The organism is Streptomyces sp. NPDC001668 (assembly GCF_042893155.1).
Taxonomy (GTDB): domain Bacteria; phylum Actinomycetota; class Actinomycetes; order Streptomycetales; family Streptomycetaceae; genus Streptomyces.
On sequence record NZ_JBIAUQ010000003.1, the window covers coordinates 268,706 to 289,447 of the forward strand.

General features: G+C 70.8%; 11 protein-coding genes. 10 read left to right on the top strand and 1 reads right to left on the bottom strand.

Features of this window, described 5'->3' with window-relative positions:
- Nucleotides 1-25: 25 nt before the first annotated feature.
- The 5 genes from ACFYZ8_RS10900 to ACFYZ8_RS10920 all read left to right on the top strand — a co-directional run bounded on the left by ACFYZ8_RS10900 (nucleotide 26) and on the right by ACFYZ8_RS10920 (nucleotide 8,353).
- Entirely contained in the window at nucleotides 26-1,744 is a 1,719-nt protein-coding gene (locus ACFYZ8_RS10900; RefSeq protein ID WP_388534334.1) for an ABC transporter transmembrane domain-containing protein, read from the top strand.
- A gap of 2 nt (nucleotides 1,745-1,746) precedes the next feature.
- The gene (locus ACFYZ8_RS10905; protein ID WP_388535058.1) at nucleotides 1,747-3,522 is read left to right on the top strand and encodes an ABC transporter ATP-binding protein; all 1,776 of its coding nucleotides are present in this window, start codon (nucleotides 1,747-1,749) and stop codon (nucleotides 3,520-3,522) included.
- A 237-nt stretch (nucleotides 3,523-3,759) separates the two neighbouring features.
- A complete protein-coding gene (locus ACFYZ8_RS10910; protein WP_388534337.1) occupies nucleotides 3,760-5,817 on the top strand; it encodes a M4 family metallopeptidase in 2,058 nt (685 codons plus the stop codon).
- Nucleotides 5,818-6,104: 287 nt separating this feature from the next.
- Nucleotides 6,105-7,772, top strand: coding sequence for a M4 family metallopeptidase (locus tag ACFYZ8_RS10915; RefSeq protein WP_359030861.1), 1,668 nt, complete (start codon nucleotides 6,105-6,107; stop codon nucleotides 7,770-7,772).
- A 71-nt stretch (nucleotides 7,773-7,843) separates the two neighbouring features.
- Nucleotides 7,844-8,353, top strand: coding sequence for a DUF1990 domain-containing protein (locus tag ACFYZ8_RS10920; protein WP_356026941.1), 510 nt, complete (start codon nucleotides 7,844-7,846; stop codon nucleotides 8,351-8,353).
- Between the two features lie 31 nt (nucleotides 8,354-8,384).
- On the opposite strand, the gene glgP is transcribed toward ACFYZ8_RS10920, so the two are convergent.
- Nucleotides 8,385-11,003, bottom strand: a complete 2,619-nt coding sequence (gene glgP / locus ACFYZ8_RS10925) for an alpha-glucan family phosphorylase (RefSeq protein WP_388534341.1) — start codon at nucleotides 11,001-11,003, stop codon at nucleotides 8,385-8,387.
- A gap of 332 nt (nucleotides 11,004-11,335) precedes the next feature.
- On the opposite strand from glgP, the gene ACFYZ8_RS10930 reads away from it, so the two are divergent.
- The 5 genes from ACFYZ8_RS10930 to glgB all read left to right on the top strand — a co-directional run bounded on the left by ACFYZ8_RS10930 (nucleotide 11,336) and on the right by glgB (nucleotide 20,742).
- On the top strand, nucleotides 11,336-12,538 hold the full coding sequence (locus tag ACFYZ8_RS10930; RefSeq protein WP_388534344.1) for a S8 family peptidase: 1,203 nt from the start codon (nucleotides 11,336-11,338) through the stop codon (nucleotides 12,536-12,538).
- A 216-nt stretch (nucleotides 12,539-12,754) separates the two neighbouring features.
- On the top strand, nucleotides 12,755-14,884 hold the full coding sequence (locus ACFYZ8_RS10935; RefSeq protein ID WP_388534347.1) for an alpha-1,4-glucan--maltose-1-phosphate maltosyltransferase: 2,130 nt from the start codon (nucleotides 12,755-12,757) through the stop codon (nucleotides 14,882-14,884).
- Nucleotides 14,881-16,581, top strand: coding sequence for a maltose alpha-D-glucosyltransferase (gene treS / locus ACFYZ8_RS10940; protein ID WP_359033436.1), 1,701 nt, complete (start codon nucleotides 14,881-14,883; stop codon nucleotides 16,579-16,581). The genes ACFYZ8_RS10935 and treS overlap by 4 nt, the downstream gene beginning before the upstream one ends.
- A 96-nt stretch (nucleotides 16,582-16,677) precedes the next feature.
- Nucleotides 16,678-18,066, top strand: coding sequence for a maltokinase (locus tag ACFYZ8_RS10945; protein WP_359033438.1), 1,389 nt, complete (start codon nucleotides 16,678-16,680; stop codon nucleotides 18,064-18,066).
- A gap of 33 nt (nucleotides 18,067-18,099) precedes the next feature.
- Entirely contained in the window at nucleotides 18,100-20,742 is a 2,643-nt protein-coding gene (gene glgB, locus ACFYZ8_RS10950; protein WP_388534351.1) for a 1,4-alpha-glucan branching enzyme, read from the top strand.

Consider the following 20,742-nt stretch of genomic DNA (forward strand, 5'->3'; position numbering starts at 1 on the left):
ATCACATGGGTGACCAGGGGGATGTGTGATCGACGCGTACGAGGATCCCGGCACGCCCGATGTCCGCGGTGGCCGGCGGTACCTGTGGTGGCTGGTGCGCTGTCAGCCGGGGCGGTCGGTGGCCGGGGCGCTGCTCGGCAGTACCTGGATGGTGCTGCTGGCGGCGACGCCGTATCTGATGGCCAGGGCGATCGACGAGGGTCTGGAGCCGGGTGACTGGGGGGCGCTCGCCGGCTGGAGCTTCGCGCTGTTCGCGGTGGGCTCCTTCAACGCCTGGCTGAGCATCATGCGGCACCGCACGATGACCCGGGTGCGGATGGACGCCAACTTCCGCACGGTCAAGGTGGTCGTCGGCCAGGCGGTCCGTCTCGGCGCCGCGCTCTCGCGCCGGACCGGGGCCGGGGAGGTCGTCACGATCGGCGTGGGCGACGTGCAGACGATCGCCCAGGCCCTGACGGTCGTCGGCCCGGGTGTGGGCGCGTGTGTCGCCTATCTGACGGTGGCCGCCCTGCTGGTCTCGGTCTCCCCGGTCCTCGCCACCGTGGTCCTCCTGGGCATTCCGGCGATCGTCCTCCTCGTGGGCCCCTTCCTGTCCCGCCTCCAGGGCGCCGAGACGGAGTACCGCGACCGCCAGGGCGTCCTCACGGCCCGCATCGCCGACCTCGCGGGCGGCCTGCGGGTTCTCAACGGCCTCGGCGGCAAGAGCCTGGTCGCCGACGCCTTCCACCGCGACTCCCAGCACCTGCGCGCCCAGGGCTACCGGGTCGGCGCGGTCACCAGCTGGGTCCAGGCCCTCGGCGTGGGCCTGCCCACCCTGTTCCTGGGCGTCGTCACCTGGCTCGCGGCCCGCCTGGCCGCCCAGGGGGACATCACCGTGGGCGAGCTGGTCGCGGTGTACGGCTATGTCGCGGTCCTGGTGGGACCGGTGGCGTTCTGGGTGGAGTGCGGGTACCAGCTCAGCCGGGGCGTGGTGGCGGCGCGGCGGGTCGTACGGTTCCTGCGTCTGGAGCCGCTGGAGGACCGGGGCACGCGGGACGCCCCCGCGGAGCCCTCGGTACTGCACGACCCGGAGTCGGGGGTCAGCATCCGCCCGGGCCGCCTCACAGTCCTGGCCTCCGCGCGCCCGGCAGACGCGGCAGCGGTACTGGACCGCCTGGCCCGCTACACCCCGTCCCGGGCGACCTGGGCCGGAGTCCCCCTGGACGAGATCAGGCTGCCCGAGATCCGACGGCACATCCTGCTGGCGGACCACGAGGCCGACTTGTTCGCTGGAAACCTACGCGAGGTGATCGCGCCCTTCAGGGGCGCGGGGAACGGCGCGACAAGCCCCCACGCAGCCGCAGCCGCAATACACGCAGCCGTGGCGGACGACATCGTCCAAGGCCTCCCGGACGGCCTCGACTCCCCCATCGACGCCCAGGCCCGCAACCTCTCCGGCGGCCAACGCCAGCGCGTCCGACTGGTACGGGCCCTCCTCGCCGACCCGGAGATCCTCCTCGCCACAGAACCCACCTCCGCCCTGGACGCTCACACAGAAGCCCTCGTGGCCGAACGCCTACGCGCGGCGAGAGACGGGCGCACCACAGCCGTCACCACCACCTCCCCCCTCGTCCTCGACCACGCCGACACGGTCCTCTACCTGGTCGACGGCAAGCTCGCGGCGACCGGAACCCACCAGCAACTGCTCGCCGGGGAACCGGGATACCGCTCCCTGGTCGCCCGGGACGTGGAGGTCATGAAGTGAGCGTGAGCAAGGGCCACCTCCCGGTCGCCGACCAGGCCACCGTACGGCGGGCCGCCGGCCGGCTGATCCGCAAGGACACCCGCGCCTTCGCCGCCGTACTCGCCCTGAACGCGCTCGCCGCGCTCACCGGCCTCGCCGGCCCGTGGCTGCTCGGCCGGATCATCGACGAGGTGCGCGCCGGAGAGGGCGTGGCCGCGGTGGACCGGCTCTCGCTCGTCCTCGTGGGGTGCGCGAGCAGCCAGCTCCTGCTCGCCCGCTGGGCCCGCTACGTCGGCCACCGCTTCGGCGAACGGACCCTCGCCCGCGTCCGCGAGGAGTTCGTGGACCGCACCCTCGCCCTGCCCTCCTCCGTCGTGGAACGCGCCGGGACCGGGGACCTGACGGCCCGCGGCACCGCGGACGTCGCCACCGTCGGCACCACGCTGCGCGACGCGGGACCGGAACTCCTCATCAACTCCGTGCAGTTCCTGTTCCTGCTCGCCGCGGTGTTCCTCCTGGACCCGCTGCTGGGCGCGGTCGGCGTCTTCGGTCTGCTGCCGATCTGGTTCGTGCTGCGCTGGTATCTGCGGCGGGCCCGGGACGGCTACCTGGCCGAGGGCGAGGCCACCTCCGACGTCGCCGAGATCCTCGCGGCCACCGCCTCCGGCGCCCGCACGGTGGAGGCGCTGCGGCTGGAGGAGCGGCGCGTCCGGGCGAGCCGGGAGGCCCTCGACACGGCCCGCCGCACCCGCCTGTACACGCTCTGCCTGCGCAGTGTGTTCTTCCCGCTGGTGGAGGTGGCGTACATCCTGCCCGTGGCCGGTGTGCTGCTGATCGGCGGGATGCTGCACGCGCGGGGCGTGATGAGTCTGGGCTCGGTCGTGGCGGCCGCCCTGTATCTGCAGCAAATGGCCGGTCCACTCGACCAGATCCTGATGCGGGTCGAGCAACTCCAGTCCAGCGGCGCCTCGTTCGCCCGCGTCGAGGGCCTGGCCGCAGCCCCGCGCGCCGATGCGAAGGGCTCCCCCACCCCCACCGACGACCGCATCGACGTCACCGACGTGCGCTACTCCTACGGCCGCGGCGGTGAGGTCCTGCACGGCGTCGACCTGACCGTGCGCCCCGGTGAACGGCTCGCGGTGGTCGGCCCGTCCGGGGCCGGGAAGACCACGCTCAGCAGGCTGCTCGCGGGGGTCGACGCCCCGACCTCCGGATCGGTGACCGTCGGCGGGGTCCCGGTCGTCGGCCTGGACCCCGAGCAGCTGCGCCGCCAGGTCGTCCTGGTCACCCAGGAGCACCACGTCTTCCTGGGCACGGTCCGCGACAACCTCCTCATCGCCGAACCCGGCGCCGGGGACAAGGAGTTGTGGGCCGCCCTGACCGCCGTGGGGGCCGATGCGTGGGTGCGGGAACTGCCCGACGGGCTCGACACCGCGCTCGGCGCGGACGGGTGGCGTACGGACGGCTCGCAGGCGCAGCAACTCGCGCTGGCCCGCGTGGTGTTGGCGGACCCGCACACGCTGATCCTGGACGAGGCGACCGCGCTGCTGGATCCCACGACCGCGCGGCACACCGAGCGCGCCCTGGCCGCCGTCCTCGAAGGGCGCACGGTCATCGCGATCGCGCACCGGCTGCACACCGCGCACGACGCGGACCGGGTCGCGGTGATGGAGGACGGGCTGCTGACCGAGCTCGGCACGCACGAGGAGCTGGTGGCGGCCGGCGGGGCGTACGCGGCGCTGTGGGGGTCGTGGCACGGGGACCGGCCGGCGTCCGGTCAGGGTGGAAAGTCCGTATAACGAACATGAACTCCCGGACAACGAACGATTTCCGGCCAACTTCCTGACGCGCTCCTGACAGTACGGGCTTTCCGGTGCCACTCTTCCCACGGCCGCTTCACAGCAACCTCACAGATCTCTCTTGCTGTGGCGTCTTCGCGGCCGCCTGCACCTCGTTCCGCGTACCGCCCGGACGGTCGACCCATCGTCCGGTCTCCCCTGGCCGCGCGATCCGCGGCCGCGCAGAAGGAGTCAGTGTTGAGAGACAGTTCCTCCCACAGACGCGCCCCCCGCACCCCCCACCCCCTGCACCGCAGGGCCGCCGCCGTGGCCCTCGTCGGTGTCTCGGCCCTCATCGCCGCGGCCGTCCAGTCGGGCGCCGCCACCGCAGCCCCGGAGAAGGCACCGTCGGCCGCGGGCAAGGTGCTCCCGGGCGCCGAGTCCCTCAAGCTCACCCCGTCCCAGCGCGCCGAGCTGATCCGGCAGGCGAACGCCGGCAAGGCGGACACCGCCAAGGACCTCGGCCTCGGCGCCAAGGAGAAGCTGGTCGTCCGTGACGTCGTGAAGGACGGCGACGGGACCCTGCACACCCGCTACGAGCGCACGTACGACGGCCTGCCCGTCCTCGGCGGCGACCTCGTCGTCCAGACCACGAAGTCCGGCGCGACCGAGGGTGTCGTCAAGGCGACCGCCAAGGCCATCAAGCCGGCCACCACGACCGCGGCTCTGCCCGCCGCCAAGGCGGAGAAGCAGGCGCTCACGCTCGCGAAGGCCGCGGGCGCCGACAAGACCGCCACCGACCGTGCCCCGCGCAAGGTGATCTGGGCCGGCAACGGCACCCCGACCCTGGCGTACGAAACCGTCGTCGGCGGTCTCCAGGAGGACGGCACGCCGAACGAGCTGCACGTCATCACGGACGCGGCGACCGGCGCGAAGCTCTTCGAGTACCAGGGCATCGAGACCGGCACCGGCAACACCATGTACAGCGGCACGGTCACCCTCGGCACCACCCAGTCCGGGTCGACGTACAACCTGACCGACGGGGCGCGCGGCAACCACAAGACGTACAACCTCAACCGCGGCACCTCCGGCACCGGCACCCTCTTCTCGGGCCCGGACGACGTCTGGGGCAACGGCAGCGCCTCCAACGCGGAGACGGCCGGCGCGGACGCGCACTACGGCGCCGCGCTCACCTGGGACTACTACAAGAACGTGCAGGGGCGTTCGGGCATCCGTGGCGACGGGGTGGGCGCGTACTCCCGGGTCCACTACGGCAACGCGTACGTCAACGCGTTCTGGGACGACAGCTGCTTCTGCATGACGTACGGCGACGGGTCGGGCAACACCCACCCGCTGACGTCGATCGACGTGGCCGGTCACGAGATGACCCACGGTGTCACGTCGAACACCGCGGGGCTCAACTACTCGGGCGAGTCCGGCGGGCTGAACGAGGCGACCTCCGACATCTTCGGCACGGCCGTCGAGTTCTACGCCAACAACTCCTCCGACGTCGGTGACTACCTCATCGGCGAGGAGATCGACATCAACGGCGACGGCACGCCGCTGCGGTACATGGACAAGCCGAGCAAGGACGGCGCGTCGAAGGACAGCTGGTACTCGGGGATCGGGTCGGTGGACGTCCACTACTCGTCCGGCCCGGCGAACCACTTCTTCTACCTCCTGTCGGAGGGCAGTGGCACCAAGACCATCAACGGTGTCACCTACAACTCGTCGACCTCGGACGGGCTTCCGGTCACCGGCATCGGCCGGGACAAGGCGGAGAAGATCTGGTTCCGCGCCCTGACCACGAAGTTCACCTCGACGACGAACTACGCGGCGGCCCGCACCGGGACCCTCGCGGCGGCCGGTGAGCTGTACGGCACCACGAGCGCCGAGTACACGGCCGTGGCGAACGCCTGGGCGGGCGTGGCGGTCGGCTCGCGTCCCGGTGGCGGCGGTGGCGGTGGCACCTCGTTCGAGTCCACCACCGACGTATCGATTCCGGACAACGGGGCGGCGGTCAACTCGCCGATCACCGTGTCGGGGCGTACCGGCAACGCGCCGTCGAACCTCCAGGTCTCGGTCGACATCGTGCACACCTACATCGGTGACCTGAGGGTGCAGCTGATCGCCCCCGACGGCACGGCGTACACCCTGAAGGCGTACGGCACCGGTGGCAGCACCGACAACCTCAACACCACGTACACGGTGAACGCCTCCTCCGAAGTCGCCAACGGCACCTGGCAGTTGCGGGTCCAGGACAACGCGGCCCAGGACACCGGCTACATCAACGGCTGGAAGCTGACCTTCCCGTAGGCCGGCCTCCACCCGGACAGGGTGCCGCCCCGGTGGTTCGAACCCACCGGGGCGGCACCCTCGCTCTTTACCGTCCCATGACCGACGGCTTGTTGGGGCTTTGCCCAGGTCAAGTCGGTTTACATGCCTGCAATGTTCATCCAGCCGTCGACTTTCGGCCAACATCACTTGAGGGTCATGACATGTACGCGCCTTGATGCCACGCTTCCTCACAACCGCCGCACAACTTCACAACCACCCCGGAAGGCAACCCCACGCCGTCCGGGCTCCCCCACGAAGGAGCTTGTGTGACCCCCCTCTACGCGCGTCACAAGAGCACCACCCTGGCCATCGCCACCGCCGTCGCGGCCGGGGCCCTGCTCACCACCGGCCTGACCGCCGGAGCCGCCTCCGCCGAGACCCCGGCGAAGACGAGCGGCAAGGCCACCCTGGCCGCCGCCCCGCTCCAGCTCTCCTCGGCCGCGCGCACCTCGCTCATCAAGGAGCGGCAGGCCTCCGCCGCCGACACGGCCCAGGAGATAGGCCTCGGCACCAAGGAGAAGCTGGTCGTCAAGGACGTCGTGAAGGACGCCGACGGCACGCTCCACACCCGCTACGAGCGCACCTACGCGGGCCTGCCGGTCCTCGGCGGCGACCTCGTCGTCCACGAGTCGAAGTCCGGTGCCACCCAGGGCGTCTCCAGAGCGACGAAGGCCACCATCAAGGTCGCCTCCGTCACCCCGAAGATCACCGTCGCCAAGGCCGAGAAGCAGGCGCTGACCGTCGCCAAGGCCGCGGGCTCGGACAAGGCCGCCGCCGACGGCGCGCGCAAGGTGATCTGGGCCGGCTCGGGCACCCCCGTCCTCGCCTACGAGACGATCGTCGGCGGCTTCCAGGACGACGGCACCCCGAACCAGCTGCACGTCATCACCGACGCGGCCACCGGCAAGAAGCTCTTCGAGTACCAGGGCATCGAGAACGCGACCGGCACCGGCAAGAGCCTGTACTCGGGCACGGTCAGCCTGGAGACCACCCTGTCGGGCTCGACGTACCAGCTGACCGACGGCACCCGCGGCGGCCACAAGACGTACAACAAGGCCCACGCCACCAGCTCCTCCGCCGGCACCCTGTTCACGGACGCCGACAACGTGTGGGGCACCGGCGCGGCCTCCAGCTCCACCACCGACCAGACGGCGGCCGTCGACGCGGCTTACGGCGCGGCGGAGACCTGGGACTTCTACAAGTCCACCTTCGGCCGCAGCGGCATCAAGAACAACGGTGTCGCGGCCTACTCCCGGGTCCACTACGGCAACGCGTACGTCAACGCGTTCTGGGACGACAGCTGCTTCTGCATGACGTACGGCGACGGCGAGGGCAATGTCAGCCCGCTGACCTCGCTGGACGTGGCCGGCCACGAGATGAGCCACGGTGTCACCTCGAACACGGCGGGCCTGAACTACTCCGGCGAGTCCGGCGGCCTCAACGAGGCGACCTCGGACATCTTCGGCACGGGTGTCGAGTTCTTCGCGAACAACTCCAACGACGTCGGTGACTACCTCATCGGCGAGGAGATCGACATCAACGGCGACGGCACCCCGCTGCGCTACATGGACAAGCCCAGCAAGGACGGCGGCTCGGCGGACTCCTGGTCCTCCTCGGTCGGCAACCTGGACGTCCACTACTCGTCGGGCGTCGCGAACCACTTCTTCTACCTGCTGTCCGAGGGCAGCGGCGCGAAGACGATCAACGGCGTGTCCTACAACTCGCCGACGTCCAACGGCTCCACGGTCACCGGCATCGGCCGCGCCAAGGCGCTGCAGATCTGGTACAAGGCGCTGACGACGTACTTCACGTCGACGACCAACTACAAGGCGGCGCGCACCGGCACGCTCTCGGCGGCGTCCGCGCTGTACGGCTCCACCAGCACCGAGTACAAGGCGGTGGCGGCGGCCTGGTCGGCGGTCAACGTCAGCTAGTTGCCGCAAGGGTCTGACGGGCGGTACCCGGAGCGAAGGCATCTCCGGGTACCGCCCTACTCTTGGGTCCCATGTCCTTCACGTACGACGACGTCGGCGCGACCCGGCGGAGCGGCTTCTGCCCGCCCGGCTTCCACCCCCTGCACGTCCGCACGCGCATAGGCGAGGGCCACGACGTCTTCCGGAAGGCCTCCGAGGCGGTCCTGACCTGGGAGATGCACCGCGCGCTCGGCGTGGGCATCGACGCCACGGCGGACCGCGCGGCCCCCGACGTGGACGTGACGGTGACCCTGGCGGGCGTGATCAAGGCCCCCTGCCGGGTGGTCTGGACCGTCGAGGAGCACCGCCGCGCGGGCTGGGCCTACGGGACTCTGACCGGCCACCCCGAGTGCGGCGAGGAGTCCTTCGTCGTGGACCGCACCGGCGACGGCACGGTGTGGCTGACGGTGTCGGCCTTCAGCAGGGGCGCCAAGTGGTACTCCAGGGCGGGCGGCCCGGCGACGAGGGGCTTGCAGCACGCGTACGCCCGCAAGTGCGGGACGGTTCTGCGGAAGCTGTGCGGCGGAGAGGACGCGGGCTGAGCCGCGAGGCCCCGGCCCGCGTCCCCGTCGTTCACCGCAGGAGCACCCCCGCCCCCTCCACCACGTCCTCCGAGGGCACCGCCACCATCCCCAGCTCCGCGCCCGACGCCAGCAGCCGGTGCGAGGGCAGGATGCGGACCGTGTAGCCGAAGGGACCCGTGCGGTCCAGGGACAGCGGGCCCTCGTACACCCAGCGGCCCTCCTCGTCCGGGCCGCCCACCGACTTCAGCGGGACCGTCGCCGCGTCCGCGATGCGGTCCTCCTCGTCCACACGGCCGGAGACCGCCTGGACCTCCACGTCGTCCGGGCCGAGGGCGCCGAGGCCGACGCGGACCCGCAGGCCGAGCGTGGTGCCGAGTTCGGCCGTGGTCGTCGTGACGGTCGTCTCCACGTGGTCGACCGTCACCCCGTGCCACTGCTCGCGCACCCTCGCCTTCCACTCCGCGAGCTCGCGTGCCGCGTCGGGGACCATCGTGCGGTGGGCGTGGGCCGCGGGCGCGTAGAGGCGCTCGACGTACTCGCGTACCATGCGGCCGGCCAGGACCTTCGGGCCCAGCAGGGTGAGCGTCTGGCGGACCATCTCGATCCAGCGGTCGGGCAGGCCGCCCTGGCCGCGCTCGTAGAAGCGGGGGGTGACCCGCTGTTCGAGGAGGTCGTAGAGGGCGTCGGCCTCTATGTCGTCGCGGCGGTCGGGGTCGGTGCCCACGCCGTCGGCCGTCGGGATGGACCAGCCAAAGTCGGGCTGGAACCACTCGTCCCACCAGCCGTCCAGGACGGACAGGTTCAGGCAGCCGTTGAGAGCCGCCTTCATCCCGCTCGTCCCGCACGCCTCCAGCGGCCGCAGCGGGTTGTTGAGCCAGATGTCGCAGCCCGGGTAGAGCTTCTGCGCCATGGCCATGCCGTAGTCGGGCAGGAACACGATCCGGTGCCGGACCCTCGGGTCGTCCGCGAACCTGACCAGCTCCTGGACCAGCCGCTTGCCACCGTCGTCCGCCGGGTGCGCCTTGCCCGCCACCACGATCTGGATCGGGTGCTCGGGGTGCAGGAGCAGGTCCATCAGCCGGTCGCGGTCCCGCAGCATCAGCGTCAGGCGCTTGTACGACGGGACGCGGCGCGCGAACCCGATCGTGAGGACGTCGGGGTCGAGGACGCCGTCGATCCAGCCCAACTCGGCCGTACCGGCGCCGCGTTGGCGCCAGGAGGCGCGCAGCCGTTCCCGCACCTCCGCCACCAGCTGCTCGCGCAGGGAGCGGCGCAGGTCCCAGATGTCCTGGTCGGGAATCTCCCCCACGGCGTCCCAGCGGTCGGAGCCGCCGACGGTCATCGCGTCCTCGGTGCGCTGGGCGCCGATCTGCCGGGCGCCGAGCCGGAACACCTCGGGCGCGACCCAGGTCGGGGCGTGCACCCCGTTGGTCACGGAGGTGATCGGCACCTCCTCCGGGTCGAATCCGGGCCAGAGTCCGGAGAACATCTCCCGGCTGACCTGCCCGTGCAACAGGGATACCCCGTTGGCGCGTTGGGCGAGCCGCAGACCCATCACGGCCATGTTGAAGAGGTTGGGCTCGCCGCCGGGATAGGTCTCCATGCCGAGGGCGAGGATCCGGCCCACGTCGATGCGCGGGAGTTCGGCTTCAGGGCCGAAGTGCCGGGCGACCAGTTCGCGGTCGAAGCGGTCGATGCCGGCCGGGACGGGGGTGTGCGTGGTGAACACGGTCCCCGCGCGGACCGCCTCCAGGCCCGCGTCGAAGTCCAGCCCCTGGTCGCAGAGTTCGGCGATCCGCTCCAGGCCGAGGAAGCCGGCGTGGCCCTCGTTGGTGTGGAAGACCTCGGGGTCGGCGTGACCGGTCAGCCGGCAGTACGTCCGTACGGCCCGGACACCCCCTATCCCGAGCAGCATCTCCTGGAGCAGCCGGTGTTCGCTGCCGCCGCCGTACAACCGGTCGGTCACCCCGCGTTCGCCGAGGTCGTTCTCCTCGACGTCGGAGTCCAGCATCAGCAGGGGGACGCGGCCGACCTGGGCCAGCCAGATCCGCGCGTGCAGCTGCTTGCCGCCCGGCAGGGCCAGCGAGACCTGCGCCGGGGCGCCGTCGGCCTCCCTCAGCAGGGCCACCGGCAGCTCGTTGGGGTCCAGGACCGGGTAGTGCTCCTGCTGCCAGCCGTCCCGGGACAGGGACTGGCGGAAGTAGCCGTGGCGGTACAACAGACCGACCCCGATCAGCGGTACGCCCAGGTCGCTGGCGGCTTTCAGATGGTCGCCGGCCAGGATGCCCAGACCGCCGGAGTACTGCGGCAGGGCGGCCGTGACGCCGAACTCGGGCGAGAAGTAGGCCACGGCGGCCGGGAGTTCACCGGTGTGCGCCTGGTACCAGCGCTCACCGGTGACGTAGTCGTGGAGATCGTCGGCGACCGTGGCGAGCCGGCGCAGGAAGCGGCGGTCCTCGGCGAGTTCGGCGAGCCGGGCGGGGCGCACGCTGCCGAGCAGTCGTACGGGATCACCACCCGAGGCGGCCCAGTGCTCCGGATCGACGGACTGGAACAGGTCGCGGGTCTCCGCGTGCCAGGACCAGCGCAGATTGCGCGCCAGGTCGCTGAGCGGCCGGAGGGGTTCGGGGAGAACAGGACGGACGGTGAATCGGCGGATCGCCTTCACATTCCACCTCGGCGAGCGTGCGGAGTGGGACACACGGCGGTGTGCGTCCCGTCGTCAACTCCGACGGTATCCGGGCGGGGGGCCTCGTCACCACGGCGCGGTGCGATGCGGACGGTCGTGTCACCCTCGAGCCGTTCCGGATCGAACAGTCCGGAAATCACCGCAACCTCCTCACGTCTCCCATAGCCGATATGGCCGATTCACCCCCGTAGGCGTCCTTGTGGTGCTTCACCCCACACGAGAGGCTTCCCCATGGCGTACCGGCCGGCGCCGGGTGCACCCGGCGGTCCGCGGCTGCCGTACGCCGAGTTGAGGAGGGGGGACACGAAGCCATGGCACGGACGCGAAACCGGCGTCTGCGCCGGGTGGGGGGCCTGACCGCGGTGAGCTGTGCCGCCGCGCTTTCGGCCATCACCCTGCCCGCGCACGCCGTACCGGAAGGGCGGATACTCGGCGCCGGAGAGCCCGGTTCCGTCAGCGGGAGTTACCTGGTGACACTCAAGGGGGGAACGAAGGCCCCGTCGGCGGCCGGAAAAGGTCTCGCCGAGAAGTACGGGGCGAGAATCAGCCATACCTACGGCACGGTACTGAACGGCTACGCGATCCGGGCCGACGAGAGACAGGCCCGTCTGCTCGCGGCCGACCCCCGGGTCGCCGCGGTCGTCCAGGACACCCGGGTGACCCTGGAGGGCACCCAGAAGAACCCGCCGTCCTGGGGCCTGGACCGCCTCGACCAGCCGAAGTCGGCGCTGGACAGGTCGTACAGCTGGCCGCGGTCCGCGGGCGCCGGGACGACGGTGTACGTGATCGACACCGGCATCCGGATCTCCCACAAGGACTTCGGGGGCCGGGCGTCCTACGGCTGGGACTTCGTCGGGGGCGACCGATCCGCGGGGGACGGCAACGGCCACGGCACCCACGTGGCGGCCACCGTCGCCGGCACCCGGTACGGCGTGGCCAAACAGGCCAGGGTGGTCGCCGTACGCGTCCTCGACAACGCGGGCGCGGGCACGACGGCCCAGGTCATCGCGGGTATCGACTGGGTGACGAGGAACGCCCGCAAGCCCGCGGTCGCCAATCTCAGCCTGGGTGGTCTCCACAACACCCAGCTGGACGCGGCCGTGCGCACCTCCATCGCGTCCGGGGTGACCTACGCGGTCGCCGCGGGCAACGACGGGCTGTCGGCCGGGCTCTACTCCCCCGCCGACGTGCCCCAGGCGATCACGGTCGGCGCGACCGGCACCGACGACAGGCGGGCGGGCTTCTCCAATCACGGACCGGCCCTCGACCTGTTCGCCCCGGGGGTCTCGATCACCTCGGCGGGCATCACGAGCGACACCGCCAGGGCGACCTACTCGGGTACGTCGATGGCGACCCCGCACGCGGCGGGCGCGGCCGCGCTGTATCTGGCCGACCACCCGAGGGCCACTCCGGCACAGGTCGGCAAAGCCTTGGTGAAACTGGCGGCCTCGGGGAAGGTGTCCGGTCGGGGGTCCGGTTCGCCGGACAAACTTCTCCAGGTGCCCGGTTCCTAGGGGAAGCGTCCGCAATCCGGCCCCGTTCGGCCAGAACGGGGCCGGTTTTGTGTAAAGACATACGCGTGAGTAGTTAGCAAAGTGCCGGATTGCCCACCCGAATAGGGTGGGAAGGCTCCACCGGTACACGCCTCAGGTAGGTTCACTGAGACGCCACGCAGGACCCCCTCCCCACACCCATCCGCCTACCCGAAGTTGACGCGGACAGGAGCGGTCATGCCCGCCACGCACCACTCGTCAGCACCCCTGACGTCCAGCACCGACCCGACCACCACGCGCCCCGTCGACCCCGGCCCCCCGCCTCAGGAGCGACCCTCCACGCCGGCGGGGCCGGCTCCGGCCGTCGGGCGCATACCCGTCCTCGACGTCCGCCCGGTCGTCCAGCGCGGACGCCGGCCCGCCAAGGCGGTCACCGGCGAGACGTTCGAGATCTCGGCCACCGTGTTCCGTGAGGGCCATGACGCGGTCGCCGCCAATGTCGTACTGAAGGATCCGGAAGGCCGCGCCGGACCCTGGACCCCCATGCGGGAACTGGCCCCGGGCACCGACCGCTGGGGTGCCACCGTCACCGCGGGCACGCCCGGCCCGTGGACCTTCACCGTGGAGGCCTGGGGTGATCCGATCACCACCTGGCGGCACCACGCCCAGATCAAGATCCCCGCGGGCATGGACACCGAGCTGGTCCTGGAGGAGGGCGCCCGGCTCTACGAACGGGCCGCTGCCGGAGTCCCCGACGACGGGCGCAACGGCGTGATCCTCGCGGCCATCCGCGCCCTCCGCGACGAGACCCGCCCGGCCGCCGCCCGCCTCGCCGCGGCCCTGACACCCGAGGTGGACGCGGTGCTGGCGCAGTTTCCGCTGCGGGAGTTGATCACGGCGTCGGAGACGTTGCCGCTGCTGGTGGAGCGGGAGCGGGCGCTGTTCGGGTCGTGGTACGAGTTCTTCCCGCGTTCGGAGGGCACGGTGGAGCGGCCGCACGGCACGTTCCGCACCGCGGCCCGCCGGCTGCCGGCGATCGCCGCGATGGGCTTCGACGTGGTGTACCTGCCGCCGATCCATCCGATCGGCAGCACGTTCCGCAAGGGCCGCAACAACACCCTGTCCGCCGGTCCGGACGATGTGGGGGTGCCCTGGGCGATCGGCTCCCCGGAGGGCGGCCATGACGCGGTCCACCCGGATCTGGGCACGATCGAGGACTTCGACTGGTTCGTCCAGCAGGCCGCGGCCCACGGGCTGGAGATCGCGCTGGACTTCGCCCTGCAGTGCTCCCCGGACCATCCCTGGGTGCACAAACACCCCGAGTGGTTCCATCACCGTCCCGACGGCACGATCGCCTATGCGGAGAACCCGCCGAAGAAGTACCAGGACATCTACCCGATCGCCTTCGACGCCGATCTGGAGGGGCTGATCGCGGAGACGTGCCGGGTGCTGCGGCACTGGATGGACCACGGGGTGCGGATCTTCCGCGTGGACAACCCGCACACCAAGCCGGTGGTGTTCTGGGAGCGGGTGATCGGCGACATCAACGCCACCGACCCGGATGTGATCTTCCTGGCGGAGGCGTTCACCCGGCCGGCGATGATGCACACGCTGGCGCAGATCGGCTTCCAGCAGTCGTACACCTATTTCACCTGGCGCAACACCAAGCAGGAGCTCACCGAGTACCTGACGGAGCTCTCGGGTGAGGCGGCCTCCTACATGCGGCCGAACTTCTTCGCCAACACCCCGGACATCCTGCACGAGTTCCTTCAGCACGGCGGCCGTCCGGCGTTCGCGCTGCGTGCGGTGCTGGCCGCGACCCTCTCGCCGACCTGGGGCATCTACTCCGGCTACGAACTCGCCGAGAACACCCCGCTGCGCGCGGGCAGCGAGGAGTACCTGGACTCGGAGAAGTACCAGCTCAAGACCCGCGACTGGGACCGCGACGACAGCCTGTCCCCCCTGATCACCCAGCTCAACACCATCAGGCGGGACAACCCGGCCCTACGGCAGCTGCGCGACCTGCACTTCCATCACGCGGACAAGGACGAGGTGATCGCGTACTCGAAGCGGAGCGGCTCGAACACGGTTCTGGTGGTCGTGAACCTCGATCCGCACCACACCCAGGAGGCCACGGTCTCGTTGGACATGCCGCAACTCGGCCTGGAATGGCACGAGTCGGTACCGGTGCGCGACGAGCTCACCGGTGAGACCTATCACTGGGGCAGGGCGAACTACGTGCGACTTCAGCCCGGCGGGGCACATGTCCTCGTGGTCGGCCGGAGGCCCGGGGGTCACCCCACGGGTGAGCACAGCACCGTCCTGCGACCGTCCACCCCGCAGATCGGAGGGTCACCCACAACATGATCGTCAACGAGCCCGTCCACGACACCTTCGAGGACACCCCGGCCAAGGACCGCGACCCGGACTGGTTCAAGCGGGCCGTCTTCTACGAGGTCCTCGTCCGCTCCTTCCAGGACAGCAACGGCGACGGCGTCGGCGACCTCAAGGGCCTGACCGCCAAGCTCGACTACCTGCAGTGGCTGGGCATCGACTGCCTGTGGCTGCCGCCCTTCTTCAAGTCCCCGCTCAGGGACGGCGGGTACGACGTCTCGGACTACACCGCCGTCCTGCCGGAGTTCGGCGACCTCGCCGACTTCGTGGAGTTCGTCGACGCCGCCCACCAGCGCGGCATGCGCGTGATCATCGACTTCGTCATGAACCACACCAGCGACCAGCACCCGTGGTTCCAGGAGTCCCGCAAGGACCCCGACGGCCCCTACGGCGACTACTACGTGTGGGCCGACGACGACAAGCAGTTCCAGGACGCCCGGATCATCTTCGTCGACACCGAGGCCTCCAACTGGACCTTCGACCCGGTCCGCAAGCAGTACTTCTGGCACCGCTTCTTCTCCCACCAGCCGGACCTCAACTACGAGAACCCGGCCGTCCAGGAGGAGATGATCTCCGCACTGCGGTTCTGGCTGGACCTGGGCATCGACGGCTTCCGTCTCGACGCCGTGCCGTACCTGTACCAGGAGGAAGGCACCAACTGCGAAAACCTTCCGGCAACCCACGAGTTCCTCAAGCGGGTCCGCAAGGAGATCGACGCCTCCTACCCGGACACGGTGATCCTGGCGGAGGCCAACCAGTGGCCGGAGGACGTCGTCGACTACTTCGGCGACTACGAGTCCGGCGGCGACGAATGCCACATGGCCTTCCACTTCCCGGTCATGCCCCGCATCTTCATGGCGGTGCGCCGGGAGTCCCGCTACCCGGTCTCGGAGATCCTCGCCAAGACCCCGGCCATCCCGCAGAACTGCCAGTGGGGCATCTTCCTGCGCAACCACGACGAGCTGACGCTCGAAATGGTCACCGACGAGGAACGCGACTACATGTGGGCCGAGTACGCCAAGGACCCACGGATGCGCGCCAACATCGGCATCCGGCGCCGGCTCGCCCCCCTGCTCGACAACGACCGCAACCAGATCGAGCTGTTCACCGCCCTGCTCCTGTCACTGCCCGGCTCGCCGATCCTCTACTACGGCGACGAGATCGGCATGGGCGACAACATCTGGCTCGGCGACCGCGACGCCGTACGCACCCCCATGCAGTGGACACCGGACCGTAACGCAGGCTTTTCCTCCAGCGACCCCGGGCGGCTCTATCTGCCGACCATCATGGACCCCGTCTACGGCTACCAGGTCACCAATGTCGAGGCGTCGATGGCGTCGCCCTCGTCGTTGCTGCACTGGACCCGCCGCATGATCGAGATCCGCAAGCAGAACCCGGCGTTCGGCCTCGGCTCCTACACCGAGCTGCCCTCGTCGAACCCGGCGGTGATCGCGTTCCTGAGGGAGTACGAGGACGACCTGGTCCTGTGCGTGCACAACTTCTCCCGGTTCGCACAGCCGACGGAACTGGATCTGAGCGCCTTCGACGGACGGCACCCGGTCGAGCTGTTCGGCGGGGTGCGGTTCCCGGCCATCGGTGAGCTGCCGTATCTGCTGACCCTCGGCGGGCACGGTTTCTACTGGTTCCGGCTCCGCAAAGAGGCCGCATAACCGACGAGGACCCGGGCGGGCCGGTTTCCACCGCTCCGCCCGGGGCACGCATCAGTAGCACCCCGACCAGCCAGCCCGGGGAAAGGACGCCACGCCATGTCGGAAGCCGTCACCCGTACCGCCACGACAAGTCCAGGCCTCCTCGCCTCGCTTGATCCACTCCTGCGCGAGTGGCTGCCGCGGCAGCGCTGGTTCGCGGGCAAGGGGCGCCCGGTCACCGGGTTCTCCCTGGTGGCCGCCACCGAGCTGCTGCCACCCACCGCCAAGCTCGGCCTGTACCACCTGCTGGTCCGCGCCCACCAGCCCCTCACCGTCGGCGCGGCGCCGCACCCCGGGGACTGCTACCAGCTGCTCATAGGCGTGCGCGAGGCGTTGCCGCCCCGGCTGGCGCCCGCGCTCATCGGCCATGTCGAGGAGGGGCCGCTCACCGGCCGCACCGCGTACGACGCCCTCCACGACCCACTGCCCGCCGAACTGCTCCTGGAGGCCATCCGCTCCGGGACCCGGATCGGCGGGCTGTGTTTCGAGCGGGACCCGCACCAGGAGATCCGGGAGGGTCTGGTGGCCAGGGTCATGACCGCCGAGCAGTCGAATTCGTCGATCGTCTACGGAGATACGTTCATCCTGAAACTCCTGCGCCGGGTTCTGCCCGGCGTCAACCCCGACCTGGAGCTCCCGCTGGCGCTGGCCCGCGAGGGCTGCCCCCGGGTGCCCGCGCCCACAGGCTGGCTGCGGGCCGAGCTGGCGGGTGAGCCGTACACCCTGGGCGTGCTCCAGCCCTTCGTGCAGGGTGCTTCGGACGGCTGGGAACTGGCCCTGCGGGAACTCGCCAAGGGTGAGGACTTCACCGCCGAGGCGCACGCGCTGGGACGGGCCACCGCCGAGGTGCACACCGCGCTGGCCCGGGCGCTGCCGACCGTGACACTCGGCCACCAGCAGCTGCAACCGCTCGTCGACGGCATGATCGAGCGGCTGGAGGCGGCCGTACAGGCGGTGCCCGCGCTCCGGCCGTACGCGCCGGGGCTGCGCTCCGCGTTCACCGCGCTGGGCGATCTCGCCGCCGAGGGCTCCACCTGGACCGCGCAGCGCATCCACGGCGACCTCCACCTCGGCCAGTGCCTGCGCTCCGCCGCCGGGCACTGGTCGCTGATCGACTTCGAGGGCGAGCCGTCCAAGCCGCTCGCCGAGCGCCGGCTGCCGCAGCCCACGGCCCGGGACGTCGCCGGGATGCTGCGCTCCTTCGACTACGCGGCCCACTCGACCGACCTGCCGGTACCGGGCTGGGCCGAGGCCTGCCGGGCCGCGTACTGCTCCGGATACGCAGAAATCAGCGGCGTGGACCCGCGGACCGATCCGGTGCTGCTGCGCGCGTACGAGACCGACAAGGCGATCTACGAGGTCGTCTACGAGGCACGGCACCGCCCGGACTGGCTGCAGGTGCCGATGGCCGCGGTGGCGCGGTACGCGTCCACCGACCTGATCTGACCCGACCTGACCTTCGCCGAGGAGGCTCCGCCAGTGACCCCCCGCCCCACCCCCAGCGGTTCGGACCCGAAGAAGTCGGCCGCGAAAGCGGCGAAGAGCGTGAAGAAGGCCGCGGAGAAGGCGGTGACCAAGAAGGCCACCGCGAAGACGCCGGATGCGGTGGCTGAGAAGGCGCCCGTGAAGAAGACGGATCCGGTGGCCAAGAAGGCGGCCGCGAAGAAGGCCGCGACCAAGCAGGCCGTGGCCAAGAAGGCCGTGACGAAGAAGGTCGTGACGAAGACGGCGGCCGAGCCGAATGCTGTCGGCGCGGCTGTCACCAAGAAGGCCGCGGCGAAGAAGGGGACCGCCAAGAAGGCGCCCGCGAAGAAGGCTCCGGCGAAGAAGGCTCCGGCGAAGGCGAGGAAGGTCGCCGCACCGGTCCAGGCGTCCTCGCCGGAGGTGTCCGCCCCGGCCTCGCCACCGGAGACGCCCGCCGTGGTTCCGGCCGCCTCGCCGGAGGTGCCCGCCGGTGACCGCGAGCGGCTGCTGTCCGGCACGCACCACGATCCGCACGGGGTGCTCGGCGCGCATCCGGTTCCCGGCGGGGTGGCCTTCCGGGCGTTCCGTCCGTACGCCCGGGCCGTCACGGTCGTGGCCGGGGAGGTGCGGGCCGAGCTGCACGACGACGGCGACGGCTTCTTCTCCGGCCTGCTGCCGCTGAGCGAGGTCCCCGCCTACCGGCTGCTCGTGGCGTACGAGGAGACGGTCCAGGACACCGAGGACGCGTACGCCTTCCTGCCCGCGCTCGGCGACCTCGACCTGCATCTGATCGGCGAGGGCCGGCACGAGCAGCTGTGGACGGCGCTCGGCGCGCAGCCCATGACCCACCAGGGCGCCACCGGCACGCGCTTCACGGTGTGGGCGCCGAACGCCCGCGGAGTGCGGGTGGCCGGCACCTTCAACTTCTGGGACCCCTCGGCGTACGCCATGCGCTCGCTCGGCGGCACCGGTGTCTGGGAGCTGTTCGTGCCCGGTGTCGGCGAGGGCGAGCTGTACAAGTTCGAGATCACCCGCCCCGACGGCTCCAAGACCCTGCGCGCGGACCCGCTGGCCCGCCGCACGGAGGTCCCGCCCAACACCTCCTCGATCATCCACGCCTCGCACCACGAGTGGCAGGACGGGGAGTGGCTGGCCCGCCGCGCGGAGGGCGCCCCCGCGCACGAGGCCCCCTTCTCGGTCTACGAGATCCATCTCCCGTCCTGGCGACCCGGCCTGACCTACCGTCAGCTCGCGGAGCAACTGCCCGCCTACGTCAAGGAGCTGGGCTTCACCCACGTCGAGCTGATGCCGGTCGCCGAACACCCCTTCGGCGGCTCCTGGGGCTACCAGGTCACCGGCTTCTACGCGCCCACGGCCCGCCTCGGCACCCCCGACGACTTCAAGTACCTCGTGGACGCGCTCCACCAGGCCGGGATCGGCGTGCTGATGGACTGGGTGCCGGCCCATTTCCCGCGCGACGACTGGGCGTTGGCGGAGTTCGACGGCCGCACCCTGTACGAGCACGAGGACCCGCTGCGGGCGGCGCACCCCGACTGGGGCACGCTGGAGTTCGACTACGGCCGCCGGGAGGTGCGCAACTTCCTGGTGGCGAACGCCGTGTACTGGTGCGAGGAGTTCCACATCGACGGCCTGCGGGTCGACGCGGTGGCCTCGATGCTCTACCTCGACTACTCGCGCGAGCCGGGCCAGTGGGTCCCGAACGTGCACGGCGGCCGGGAGAACCTGGACGCGGTGGACTTCCTCCAGGAGATGAACGCGACGGTGTACCGGCGGGTCCCGGGCGTGGTGACGATCGCGGAGGAGTCGACGGCCTGGGACGGCGTGACGCGCGCGACGCACCACATGGGTCCCGGGGGCTTCGGCGGTCTCGGCTTCGGCCTGAAGTGGAACATGGGCTGGATGCACGACTCGCTGGACTACATGGCCCATGAGCCCGTGCACCGCAAGTACCACCACCACGAGATGACGTTCTCGATGGTGTACGCGTACAGCGAGAACTACGTCCTGCCGATCTCCCACGACGAGGTCGTCCACGGCAAACGCTCCCTGGTCTCCAAGATGCCGGGCGACTGGTGGCAGCAGCGGGCCAACCTCCGCGCCTACCTGGCCTTCATGTGGGCGCACCCCGGCAAGCAGCTCCTCTTCATGGGACAGGAGTTCGCCCAGGGCGCGGAGTGGTCGGAGGCGCACGGCCCGGACTGGTGGCTGCTGGACCCGGCGTACGGCGCGGAGGCCGACCACCGGGGTGTGCGCGACCTGGTCCGCGATCTGAACGCCGTCTACCGCGCGACCCCGGCCCTCTGGCAGCGCGACACGGACCCCTCGGGCTTCCAGTGGATCGTGGGCGACGCGGCCGAGGACAACGTCTTCGCCTTCCTCCGCCACGACGCGGAGGGCTCCCCCCTCCTCGCGGTCACCAACCTCTCCCCGGTGGTCCGCCCCGGGTACCGGCTGGGCGCCCCGGACGACGTCCCGGCCTGGCTGGAGACCCTCAACACCGACGCCGCGCGCTACGGCGGCGGCGACGTGACCAACCCCGACGTGGTCAAGCCGGACCCCCAGGGCTGGCACGGCCGCCCGGCCAGCATCCAGGTGACGCTGCCGCCACTGGCCACGGTGTGGCTGCGGCCGGCGTAG

Excerpts from the sequence above, each read along its gene's own strand:
- ACFYZ8_RS10920 (WP_356026941.1), top strand. The coding sequence starts at position 7,844 with ATGTCCTTCACGTACGACGACGTCGGCGCGACCCGGCGGAGCGGCTTC.
- ACFYZ8_RS10930 (WP_388534344.1), top strand. The coding sequence starts at position 11,336 with ATGGCACGGACGCGAAACCGGCGTCTGCGCCGGGTGGGGGGCCTGACC.
- ACFYZ8_RS10935 (WP_388534347.1), top strand. The coding sequence starts at position 12,755 with ATGCCCGCCACGCACCACTCGTCAGCACCCCTGACGTCCAGCACCGAC.
- treS (WP_359033436.1), top strand. The coding sequence starts at position 14,881 with ATGATCGTCAACGAGCCCGTCCACGACACCTTCGAGGACACCCCGGCC.
- ACFYZ8_RS10945 (WP_359033438.1), top strand. The coding sequence starts at position 16,678 with ATGTCGGAAGCCGTCACCCGTACCGCCACGACAAGTCCAGGCCTCCTC.